This window comes from Streptomyces tritici (genome assembly GCF_048500665.1).
GTDB classification, from domain to species: domain Bacteria; phylum Actinomycetota; class Actinomycetes; order Streptomycetales; family Streptomycetaceae; genus Streptomyces; species Streptomyces tritici.
Map to the genome: position 1 here is coordinate 5,252,189 of NZ_CP183183.1, position 11,703 is coordinate 5,263,891.

Annotated in this window: 6 protein-coding genes; 5 read left to right on the forward strand and 1 reads right to left on the reverse strand. The window is 75.1% G+C overall.

All coding sequences use genetic code 11. The features are described from left to right. Positions 1-17 precede the first annotated feature (17 nt). The 4 genes from ACNJ93_RS24365 (at position 18) to ACNJ93_RS24380 (ending at position 5,559) form a co-directional block, all read left to right on the forward strand. Entirely contained in the window at positions 18-2,918 is a 2,901-nt protein-coding gene (locus ACNJ93_RS24365; protein WP_418959555.1) for a GNAT family N-acetyltransferase, read from the forward strand. Positions 2,919-2,982: 64 nt separating this feature from the next. After that, positions 2,983-3,567 (forward strand): DUF5998 family protein, encoded by a 585-nt coding sequence (locus ACNJ93_RS24370; RefSeq protein WP_418959556.1) that lies wholly within the window; start codon positions 2,983-2,985, stop codon positions 3,565-3,567. Then, on the forward strand, positions 3,567-4,778 hold the full coding sequence (locus tag ACNJ93_RS24375) for an alkaline phosphatase family protein (RefSeq protein ID WP_418959557.1): 1,212 nt from the start codon (positions 3,567-3,569) through the stop codon (positions 4,776-4,778). Before ACNJ93_RS24370 ends, ACNJ93_RS24375 begins: the two co-directional genes overlap by 1 nt. 130 nt (positions 4,779-4,908) lie before the next feature. Beyond that, positions 4,909-5,559: a thymidine kinase gene (locus ACNJ93_RS24380; protein WP_418959558.1), complete on the forward strand. Its 651-nt coding sequence runs from the start codon at positions 4,909-4,911 to the stop codon at positions 5,557-5,559. Positions 5,560-5,645: 86 nt separating this feature from the next. Here ACNJ93_RS24380 and ACNJ93_RS24385 read toward each other — a convergent pair whose 3' ends face one another. After that, positions 5,646-8,735 carry a glycoside hydrolase family 3 protein gene (locus ACNJ93_RS24385; RefSeq protein WP_418959559.1) on the reverse strand — a complete coding sequence of 1,030 codons (3,090 nt, stop codon included), beginning with the start codon at positions 8,733-8,735 and terminating at the stop codon, positions 5,646-5,648. A gap of 323 nt (positions 8,736-9,058) precedes the next feature. Here ACNJ93_RS24385 and ACNJ93_RS24390 point away from each other — a divergent pair, with 323 nt between their 5' ends. Further along, positions 9,059-11,683 (forward strand): YfhO family protein, encoded by a 2,625-nt coding sequence (locus tag ACNJ93_RS24390; protein ID WP_418959560.1) that lies wholly within the window; start codon positions 9,059-9,061, stop codon positions 11,681-11,683. Positions 11,684-11,703 lie beyond the last annotated feature (20 nt).

Below are 11,703 nucleotides of genomic sequence, written 5' to 3' on the forward strand. Positions count from 1 at the left end.
GTCGTAGGCTGTCGTCCATGCAGACGCCGTCGGAACACGCGTACCCCGACCACTGGGAGGCCGACGTCGTGCTGCGCGACGGCGGCACCGCGCGGATCAGGCCGATCACCGTCGACGACGCCGACCGGCTGGTCAGCTTCTACGAGCAGGTCTCGGACGAGTCGAAGTACTACCGCTTCTTCGCCCCGTATCCCCGGCTCTCCGCCAAGGACGTGCACCGCTTCACCCATCACGACTACGTGGACCGGGTCGGGCTCGCGGCCACCGTCGGCGGCGAGTTCATCGCCACCGTCCGCTACGACCGCATCGACGAGCACGGCCGCCCGGCGCCCGAGCCCGCCGACGAGGCCGAGGTCGCCTTCCTGGTCCAGGACGCCCACCAGGGGCGCGGCGTCGCCTCGGCGCTGCTCGAACACATCGCGGCGGTGGCCCGGGAGCGGGGCATCCGGCGGTTCGCGGCGGAGGTGCTGCCCGCGAACACCAAGATGATCAAGGTGTTCACGGACGCCGGCTACACCCAGAAGCGCAGCTTCGAGGACGGCTCCGTCCGGCTCCACCTCGACCTGGAGCCCACCGACCGCTCCCTCGCCGTCCAGCGCGCCCGCGAACAGCGCGCCGAGTCCCGCTCCGTCCACCGGCTGCTGGCCCCCGGCTCGGTCGCGGTCGTCGGCGTCGGCCGCGGCCCCGGCGGGGTCGGCCGGACCGTCCTGCGCAACCTCCTCGACGCCGGCTTCGCCGGTCCCGTGTACGCCGTGAACGCGGCCCTGCCGGGGGGCGCCTCGGAACTGGAGGGCGTGCCGGCCTTCCGGTCGGTCGGCGAGATCGGCGCTCCGGTCGACCTGGCCGTCGTCGCCGTCCCCGCCGACCGGGTCCCCGAGGCCGTCGCCGACTGCGGCGAGCACGGGGTGCAGGGCCTCGTCGTGCTCTCCGCCGGCTACGCCGAGAGCGGCGACGCCGAGGGCCTGCGCCGCCAGCGCGAGCTGCTGCGGCAGGCCCGCTCGTACGGGATGCGGATCATCGGGCCCAACGCCTTCGGGATCATCAACACCTCCCCGGACGTGCGGCTGAACGCCTCGCTCGCCCCGCAGTCGCCGGCCGCCGGGCGGATCGGTCTGTTCACCCAGTCCGGGGCCATCGGCATCGCCCTGCTCGCCGGACTGCACCGGCGCGGCGCCGGGCTCTCCTCCTTCATCTCGGCCGGCAACCGGGTCGACGTCTCCGGCAACGATTACCTCCAGTACGGCTACGACGACCCCGACACCGACGTCGTGCTGCTCTATCTGGAGTCCATGGGCAACCCGCGCAAGTTCACCCGCCTCGCCCGCCGCACCGCCGCGGTCAAGCCGGTCGTCGTGGTCAGGGGCGCCCGCCACAGCGGCAGCGCCCCGCCCGGCCACCGCGTCCCCGCCACCCGCATCCCGCACGCCACCGTCTCCGCGCTGCTGCGGCAGGCCGGCGTCATCCGGGTCGACACCGTGACCGAACTGGTCGACGCGGGCCTGCTGCTCGCCGGCCAGCCGCTGCCCGACGGACCCCGCGTCGCGATCCTCGGCAACTCCGAGTCCCTCGGGCTGCTCACCTACGACGCCTGCCTGACCGAGGGACTGCGACCGCTGCGGCCGCTGGACCTGACGACCGCGGCGACCCCCGACGACTTCCGGGCCGCGCTCGCCAAGGCGCTCGCCGACCCGCTGTCCGACGCCGTCGTCGTCACCGCGATCCCCTGGGTGGGCGAGAACGGCGTCACCGAGTCCGGCGAGGGCGAGGTCCTGGCCGAGGCCCTGCGCGCGGCCGTCGCCTCCGCCAGCGCCCCGGCGAAGCCGGTCGTGGTCGTGCACGTCGAGATGGGCGGGCTCGCGGAGGCCCTCTCGGCGGCCGCCAGTACGGCCCCGGGCGCGGCGGCCCGCCGGCCCGCGGCCCCCACCACGCCCCTCACCACCCCCACGCCCTCCGGCGCACACCCCGCGCCCGAAGCCGCCGAAGCCGCCGAACCCGCCGAAGCCGCCGAAGCCGCCGAACCCGCCGAACCCGCCCCCACGACCGCTCCCGGCAACATCCCCGCCTACCCCGCCGCCGAGCGCGCCGTGCGGGCGCTGGCCGAGTCCGTGCGGTACGCGCAGTGGCGGCGCCACGCCGCCGACCCCGGCCGGGTCCCCGAGTACGAGGACATCGACGAGGCCGGAGCCGCCGCGCTCATCGAGGGCCTGCTCGGCGACGACGTCGACGAGCGGGGCACCACCCTCGGCCCGGACGAGGCGAGCGGACTGCTCGCGCGGTACGGCATCGACGTCCTGCCCGCCCTGCCCGCGCCCACCCCGGACGCCGCCGTCGCCGCCGCGGCCCGCCTCGGCTACCCCGTCGCCCTCAAGACGACCGCCCCCCACCTGCGCCACCGCCCCGACCTCGGCGGCGTACGGCTCGACCTGGCGACCGAGGAGCAGCTGCGCGCCGCGTACGCCGAGCTCACCGACACCCTCGGCAAGCCCGAGGAGCTCCAGCCCGTCGTCCAGGAGATGGTGCCGCGCGGCGTCGACACCGTCGTCCGGGCCGCGCTCGACCCGGCCGTCGGCGCGGTGCTGTCGTTCGGCCTGGCCGGCGCCGCCTCCGAACTGCTCGGCGACACCGCCCACCGGCTCGTCCCGGCCACCGACCGGGACGCCGCCGAACTGGTCCGGTCGATCCGGACCGCCCCGCTGCTGTTCGGCTGGCGCGGCTCCGCGCCCGTCGACACACCGGCCCTGGAGGAGCTGCTGCTGCGGCTGTCCCGGCTGGTCGACGACCACCCCGAGGTCGTGGCGGTCTCCCTCGAACCCGTCGTCGTCGCCCCGCGCGGCGTCCGCGTCCTCGGGGCCACCGTCCGTCTCGCCCCGCCCCCCGCCCGCACCGACCTCGGCCCGCGCACCCTCCCCAGCTATTGACAGCCGCGGCGGAGCGGTCCGAGGACCGCCGGAGCGCCCCTCGCGACGGATTAGGATGGAGTCCATGGCGAAGACCGGTACGACGACCCAGGGGCTGCGCGCGGCGATCGAGCGCAGCGGCTATTACCCGGCCCTCGTGGCCGAGGCGGTGGAGGCCGCCGTCGGCGGCGAGCCGATCGCGTCGTACGTGGTGCACCAGGAGACCACCTTCGACCAGAACGAGGTCCGCCGCCACGTCACGGTCCTCGTCCTGACGGCCAACCGTTTCATCGTCAGCCACACCGACGAGCAGGCCGCCGACAACAGCTCCCCGACCCCGTACGCGACCACCTCCACCGAGTCGGTCAAGCTGGACCGGATCTCGTCGATCGTGGTCAGCCGCGTCGTCGCCAACCCCGAGGCGTACACCCCCGGCACCCTGCCGCGCGAGGTCGTCCTCACCATCGGCTGGGGCGCCGTCTCCCGGATCGACCTGGAGCCCGCCGCCTGCGGCGACCCCAACTGCGACGCCGACCACGGCTACACCGGCAACTCCACCGCGGACGACCTGAGCCTCAGGGTCAGCGAGGCCGGCGACGGCCCGGACACCGTGGCCCAGACGCTGGCCTTCGCCCAGTCGCTCTCCGAAGCCACCGCGGCGACCCGCTGATGGCCCAGCCGACGACGGTGGCTTCGGGCTGGCCGGACGAGCCCGAGCCCCTGGCGCTCGACACCGCGCCCGTGCCCGAGTACGGCACGGGCGCCCTCGCCGACCTGCTGCCCACGCTGGTCGCGGGGCAGGGCGTGCCCGGCTTCGAGGCGCGCATCACGGAGCTCGCCCCGGCCGACCGGAACTGCGTCTTCCTGATCGACGGGCTCGGCTGGGAGCAGATCAGGGCCCATCCCGACGAGGCCCCGTACCTCACCTCCCTGCTCGGCTCCTCCCGCGGCGGCACCGGCCGCCCGGCCACCGCCGGCTTTCCCGCCACCACCGCGACCTCGCTGGCCTCGGTCGGCACCGGCCTGGCGCCCTCCGCGCACGGCCTGCCCGGCTACACGGTGCGCAACCCCGAGACCGGCGAGCTGATGAACCAGCTCCGCTGGCACCCGTGGTCCTCGCCGCGCGTCTGGCAGCCCTACCCGACGGTCTTCCAGCTGGCCCACGAGGCCGGAGTGCACACCGCGCAGGTCTCCGCACCGGCCTTCCAGGACACCCCGCTGACCAAGGTGGCGCTGAGCGGCGGCACGTTCCTCGGCCGGCTCTCCGGCGAGGAGCGCATGGACACGGCCGCGGCGCAGCTCGCGGCCGGGGACCGTTCGCTGGTCTACACGTACTACAGCGAACTCGACGGCGCGGGCCACCGTTTCGGCATCGACTCCGACGCCTGGCGCGGCCAGCTGATGTTCGTCGACCGGCTGGTGCAGCGGCTCGCCGAGCAGCTGCCGCCGCGCAGCGCGCTGTACGTCACCGCGGACCACGGCATGGTGGACATCCCCTTCGACGAGCAGCACCGCATCGACTTCGACGAGGACTGGGAGCTGCGCGCCGGCGTCGCCCTGCTGGGCGGCGAGGGCCGGGCCCGCCACGTGTACGCGGTGCCGGGCGCCGCGGCCGACGTCCTGACCTGCTGGCGCGAGGTGCTGGGCGAGCAGTTCTGGGTGGCGAGCCGCGAGGAGGCGCTGGCGGCCGGCTGGTTCGGCCCGCCGGGACTGTGCGACGAGCGGGTGTACGGCCGGATCGGCGACGTGGTGGCCGCGGCGCACGACGACGTGATCATCACGGCCTCCGTCAACGAGCCCAACGAGTCCGCGATGACGGGTGTGCACGGCTCGATGACCCCGGCGGAACAGCTCGTCCCCCTCCTCGAAGTCCGCACGTAGCCCCGCCCCGCCCCGACCAGCACACCGCCCCTCCCCGGCCCGAACGACCGACCCGAGCCGCGCGGGGTCCCGCCACGGCCGCCCCGCGGCGGACGCCCCCTCACCACTTCCCGAAAGGACCCCCGTCCCGATGTCTGAGCTGGCGTTCTTCTCCGGGACCATGGACTGCGGGAAGTCGACCCTGGCGCTCCAGATCGAGCACAACCGGTCGGCGCGCGGGCTGCAGGGGCTGATCTTCACGCGCGACGACCGCGCCGGCGAGGGCAAGCTCTCCTCGCGGCTGGGCCTGGTGACCGACGCGGTGGAGGCGGGACCGGGCGTCGACCTGTACGCGTACGTGGTCGAGCAGCTGTCCCGGGGCGGCAAGGTCGACTACGTGATCGTGGACGAGGCACAGTTCCTCGCCCCCGAGCAGATCGACCAGCTGGCCCGGATCGTCGACGACCTGGACCTGGACGTCTTCGCGTTCGGCATCACGACGGACTTCCGCACGAAGCTGTTCCCCGGCTCCCAGCGGCTGATCGAGCTCGCCGACCGCGTGGAGACCCTGCAGGTCGAGGCGATGTGCTGGTGCGGAGCGCGGGCCACGCACAACGCCCGCACCGTCGGCGGCGAGATGGTCGTCGAGGGCGAGCAGGTCGTCGTGGGCGACGTGGCCCGGTCGGCGGCCGAGGTGGGGTACGAGGTGCTGTGCCGGCGGCATCACCGCCGGCGGATGACGAGCGCCACCGCGCGGGCCGGTTCGCTGTCCCCGGACGTGCTGCCGGTCGTCTCCGGCTGACGCCCAGCGGGCGCCCACCGGGTGACGCGGGCGCCCACGGCGTGACGCGGGCCGGCCGGCAGTACCGGCCGGCCCGCGTCGTCCGGTCACTTCGCGGCGCGGTACGCCTGGGTCAGGGCGCGGACCGCGGCCGACGGGCGGCCGGTGAGGAGCAGGTGGTCCGCTTCGGCGAACGGCTTGGACACCGCTTCCGTGAGGGCCTGGCCCGTGCGCGACTGGACCAGGAGCCTCGCCCGGGTGACCAGCCGGCGGGCCTCCGGGGAGCCGGCGCGGTCGGCCGATTCGAGGACCCGGGCCGCGCGTTCCAGGGCCCGGAGGGTCGCCTCGCCGCCCTTGGGCGCCGCCGCGAGCGTGGTCAGGCCCCAGCCGTACGGGTACTGCGGGTCGTACGAGGCGTCACCCACGTTCAGCGGCAGCTGCGCCTCCGACTTCGGCCAGCTCACCGGGAGTTGTCCGGTGAAGGGCCGCTTGCCGTACAGGACGTCGGCGACGCCGTCGCCCTCCGTGCCCGGCAGCCAGGAGGCGACCAGGGCGTCGATGGCGGGGAGGCGGTCGCCGATCAGCTGGGGCCGGCCGGAGACGACCAGGACCGCGCACGGCATCGCCGCGCACACCCGGTCCACCGCCGCCTTGTCCGCGTCGCTCAGTTCCAGGTCGTGGCCGTTGCCGACGTCGCCGACGCCCTCCGCGTACGGCGTCTCGCCGACCACCACGACCCCGCGCTCGTGGCCCTCGGTCGGTGCCGAGGCGTCCTTCGAGTACGTGAGGTCCGCGTCCGGCGCGGCCTTGCGCATCGCCTCCAGGATCGTCGTGCCCGTGGTCGTCCGCCCCGAGGCGCCCTGCCAGGTGACCGTCCAGCCGCCCGCCTGGTTGCCGAGGTCGTCGGCGTTGGAGCCGGCCACGTACACCTTCTGCGTGGGCTTCAGCGGCAGCACCCCTCCCTCGTTCTTCAGCAGCACCTGCGAGGCGGCCGCCGCCTCGCGCGCCACGGCCCGGTGCTCCGCCGAGCCGACCGACGCCAGGTGCCGGGTGTCCGCGTACGGCTTCTCGAACAGACCGAGGCGGAACTTCTGCGTCAGGATGCGGCGTACGGCGTCGTCGACGCGCGCCGTCGGGACGCGGCCCGCCTCGACCTCCGCGATCAGGGTCCGGGTGAACTCCTCGTAGTTCGTCGGCACCATGATCATGTCGAGTCCGGCGTTGACGGAGGTCCGCACGTCGCTCGGGTAGTCCCCGGGGATCTGGTCGATGGCCTGCCAGTCGCTGATGACGAATCCCTCGAAGCCCATGCGGCCCTTGAGGACCCCGTTGATCAGCTCCGCGTGCGCATGCATCTTCACCGGGCCCCGGTCGTCGCCGATGATGTCGACGGACGAGTACGAGGGCATCACCGTGCCCGCGCCGCGCTTCACCGCCTCCGCGAACGGGGCCAGGTGCACGGCCTCCAGCTCCTGGCGCGTGACCTTGGTGACGCCCTGGTCGATGGTGTACGAGCCCGTCGTCGACGAGCCGAACTCCGTGCCGCCGTCGCCCACGTAGTGCTTGGCGCTCGTCAGGACCTTGTCGGCGCGGTCGAGGTCGGCGCCGCTCGCCGCGCCCTGCATGCCGTTGACGACCGTCTCCATGGCGGTGACGAGCGCCGGGTCCTCGCCGAACGCCTCGTACGAGCGGCCCCAGCGTTCGTCCCGCGTCACGCACAGGCAGGGCGCGAAGTCCCAGGGCACGCCGGTGGCCCGCACCTCCTTGGCCGTGACGGCACCGGTCCGGGCGGCCAGGGCCGGATCCCGGGAGGCGCCGATGCCGATGTTGTGCGGCATGATCGTCGCGCCGACGACGTTGTTGTGCCCGTGCACCGCGTCCGCGCCGTAGATCAGCGGGATCTGCAGCCGGGTCGCCCGGGTGCGCAGCTGGTACGCGTCGACCATCTTCGCCCACGCCTCCGGCGTGTTCGGCGTCGGCACCGAACCGCCGCCGGACAGCAGCGAGCCGAGGCCGTGGCCCGCGATGTCGCCGGGGGAGCGCAGCGCGTTGCGTTCGGCCTGGGTCATCTGCCCGGCCTTCTCGCGCAGCGTCATCCGGGCGAGCAGGTCCGCGACCCGCCGCTTCACCGGCAGCCGGGCGTCGAGGTACGGCAGTCCGTGCGCGTTCACCGCGACGACCGGGGTCTCGGCGGGCGGCTTGGCGCCCTCGACCGTCAGCCGTACCGGGATCGTCTCGGCCTCCTCGCCGGACCCGTCCTTCAGCGTCTCCACGGTGATCGTGCGGGTCGTGCCCGACGGCGTTCCGGCGGGGAAGACGACGGTGCCGCTCACCGGCCGGTAGTCCTTGCCGGGCTGCGCCGCCCCGCCGTCGTCCGTCGTGTACGCGACGGTGACCGGCTCGCCGGTCGGCGTGGAGCCGGTGGTCGCGACCGTGACGTCGATCCGCGCGGTGCCGCCCTCGTCGACGGGGTGCACGGCGGCGCCCGTCACCACGCGGGTGTTCAGGGCCGGTTCGGCCGTGCCGTACAGCTCGACGGCGTCGAGGGCGAAGGACCCGGGTGCGCCCGGGGGCAGCGTGAGCGCGTACCCCCACATCCGGTCGAGCCCGAGGACCTGGTCGATGCCGCCGACGGGCTGGTAGTCGGCGCGGTAGCGGAACTCGGAGAACGGGAGCTCGACGAGGTGCCAGCCCTCCCAGTCGTCGGTGAAGGAGGTCGTCCACAGCTCGGACGCCTCGCCGTTCGCGCCGCCGTCCTTGAGCTCGAAGGCGATCCGCTTGCCGGAGCCGGGCGGCAGCGGGGCGGTGTTCTGGCCGTACCACCAGAACCGGATGCCCTTGTACGCCGTCCAGTCGTGCGCCGGCCGGTCGAAGGCGAAGTCGTGCGTGAAGCCGCCCCAGCCGCTGATGTCGTAGCGGCCTTCGAGGACCTTGCCGCCCTCGGGGGCGTCCGCGCGGTCCGAGAGGGTGAGCGAGGGGTGGTCGTCGGCGTCGCTGCCCCAGGTGAAGAGCCCCTCGGCGGGCGGTGCGGCGAACGGGATCTCGCCCTCGAAGCGGTCGACGGCCCGGGGGACCGGGTCGGCCGCGTCCGCCGGACGGGCGGCGCTCGGCACGGCCCCGGCCAGCAGACCGGCGAGGACGGCGAGCGCGGCGAGCGTCGCCGCGCTCGCCCTTCTTCGGTGGCGCGGGTGCGGCATGCGGTCTCCTCCGGAGGGTGACGGTGCGGGTTGTTATGGACCTGACAATCCTTCAGGGCTGTGCCGGGGCGAGCGTCAAGCTGTGAAGTTAGGGAGGCGCAAGGTGCCCGTCAACCCCTCGCGCGTACAAGACTCGAATGCATCGGAGGCTTTCGGTCGTTCTTCAAGAGGCGGTCAGGCCACCGGCGTTCAGGAGGTGAAGTGCCACGGCCGCTCCCCGGGCGGCCGGGTCACCCGGAGTTCACCTCCGGTGCGCCCGGGCCTCGCCCCGTGATCGGACACGGGTCGCCCGGCTCCGCCGTAATGGGCCGGTGCCCTCCGCCGTGCCCTCCGCCGTACAGACCGCGCCCGGACCGACCGCCCCCGCCGCCGACGAGCCGCCGCCCCGGGCGGACCGGGCTCGTCGGTGGGCGGCGCTCGGGGGCGGCGGGCTGACGGCCCTCGTCCTCTGCCTGGCCGGGCTGCTGGCCCGGACGTACCCCTTCGGGCCGGTCACCCGCAACATCGTCGACCTCGGCCAGCAGTACCTGCCGTACCACGCCTACTGGCGCGGGTTCCTGCTCGGCGACACCGACGGCGACCTGTTCGTCAACTGGTCCTCCGGCTTCGGGTCGAACTTCCTCGGCGACGTCGGCACCTACCTCAGCAGCCCCTTCGACCTGCTGGTGGTGCTCTTCCCCGCCGACCGCGTCGAGCTCGCCCTGTACGTCGTCACGGTCGCCAAGATCACCGCCGCCGGCGCCGCCATGGCGGCGCTGCTCCTGACCCTGCGCCGCGGCCCCTGGCCCGTGGCCGCCGTGCTCGGCGCCGCGTACGCGCTCTCCGGCTGGACGTTCAACTACGGGGCCACGGTGCCCATGTGGCTGGACGGGCTGCTCGCGCTGCCGCTGCTGTGCCTGGTCGGCGAGTGGGCGCGGGGCGCCCGCCGGCCCGTCCTCGGCCCGCTGGTCGTGGCTCTCGCCTGGCTCTCCAACTTCTACACCGCGTACATGGCCACCCTCGGCGCGGCCGTCTTCCTCGCCGTCCGCCTGCTCACGGCCGACGAGGGCGCGCGCCGCCGCCTCGCCGGGCTGCTGCGCGCCTCGCGCGCCGTGCTCATCGGCATCGGCCTGGCGGCCCCGCTGGTCACCGTCGTCTTCTTCGCCACCCGGGTCGCCGACCCGACGCCCCCGACCGAGTTCGCCGCCGCCGCGTGGACCGACGTCCTCGCCCGGCTGCTGCCCGCCACCTCCAGCGTCGCCACGCCCGCCCTGTACATCGGCACCGCGGCGCTCGCCCTGGCGCTCACCCTCCCGTTCCACGCGGCCGTGCCGCGCCGGGAACGCGCCGTCTGGACGGGGGCGATCGTCCTGGTCGCCCTCTCCCTCCAGTGGGAGCCCACCCATCTGCTCTGGCACGCCGGCGCCTCGCCCAACGGCATCCCGTACCGCCAGACCTTCGTCCTGTGCGGTCTGCTCGTCCTCGCCGCCTGGCTCTCCGCCGCACGGGGCCTGCCCCGGCTGCCGGCGCTCGCCGGCGGCGGCGCGCTGCTGGCCGTCGTCGCCCTCGCCGCCCGCCACAGCGTGGACGTCGACCGGTGGACCTTCCCCGTCCTCGGCGCGGCCGCCGCCCTCGCCGTGCTCGCGGCCGGCTGCGCCGCCCTCGCCACCCGGCGCACCGCGAGCCGGGCCGGGCGCACCGAGAGCCGCCCGCAGCGCACAGCCGGCCGGGCGCTGCCCGTGCTCGCCGTCGCCCTGCTGGCCGTCGCGCAGGCCGGCGAGGCCGCCGTCTCCGGCGCGCGCATCGAGCGCGAGCAGCTCAGCAAAGTCTCCTGGGCCCCGCGCCTCGGCCCCTGGCACGACGAGGTCGCGCGGGCCGTCGCGCGCGCGGACGACTGGCCCCGGCGCCGTACCGAACCCGGCGAGACGCCCGGCGGCAACGATGTCCTGATCACCGGCGGTCAGGGCGCCGACTACTACAGCAGCCTGACCTCCCGGGTGTACTCGGAGACGCTCGCCGCCCTCGGCTTCGGCTCCTACGCCAAGGGCCGCCACCCCGTCACCCTCGACAACCCGGTCGCCGACGCGCTCTTCTCCGTCGGCGCGCGGGTCCGCTCCACGCCCACCGCCCCCGTCCGCGAGGACACCCTCCCCGAGGCCGAGGTCACCACCGTCGAACGGGCCGTGCCCCCGCTGGTCACCGTCCGCCCCGGCCCGGAACGCGGCCTCCGCTACGGCGGCTCCGCCTTCGCCAACCAGGAACTCCTGCTCGGCGCACCCGTCTACGCGCCGCTCGCCGGCCCGCGCCTCACCTCCACCGGCCGCGGCGCCGCCACCCTCACCGGCACCTGCCCCGCCGGCTCCGAGGTCTGGTTCTGGGCCCCCGACCTCACCGGCACCGCCGTGCTGGACGGCCGCCCGCCGGTCGGCTTCGACGGCAAACCGCCGTCCGTGCGCGCCCCGATGCAGGCCCTCGGCGCCGTCCCGCCGTCCGGCGCCGTCCGCGTCACCGTGAGCGCCGAGAAGGCCCTCGCGCTGCCCGCCGTGCCCGTGGCCTGCCTGGTCCGGGGCCGCCTCGACGCGGCCGTCCACCGGCTCACCGCGACCGGCGCCACCGCCGTCCACGTCGACGGCCACGTCCTCACCGCCCGCCTGCCCCGGGGCAGCACCGGCACCGCCGTGATCGCCGCACCCCGCATCACCGGCTGGCGCTGCGCCGCCGGCGACGCCGCACCCGCCCCGGCCGCCCGGTACCTCGGGCTGCTCGCCGTCCCGCTCGGCGACGGCGCCGACTCCGTGCGCTGCGTCTTCCGGCCGCCGGGACTGCGCCTCGGCGGCGCCGTCGGCGCCACGGCCCTGCTGGCGCTCGCGGTCGTGTGGTGGCGGCACCGGCGCGGTTCCCCCGGACGACGACAAGAGTTCACCGGCCGTGCCCCTGAGCCTCGTTCCGCCGGAATCGGGGAGGGCTAGCGTGCCCGGCGGAGTGCCGT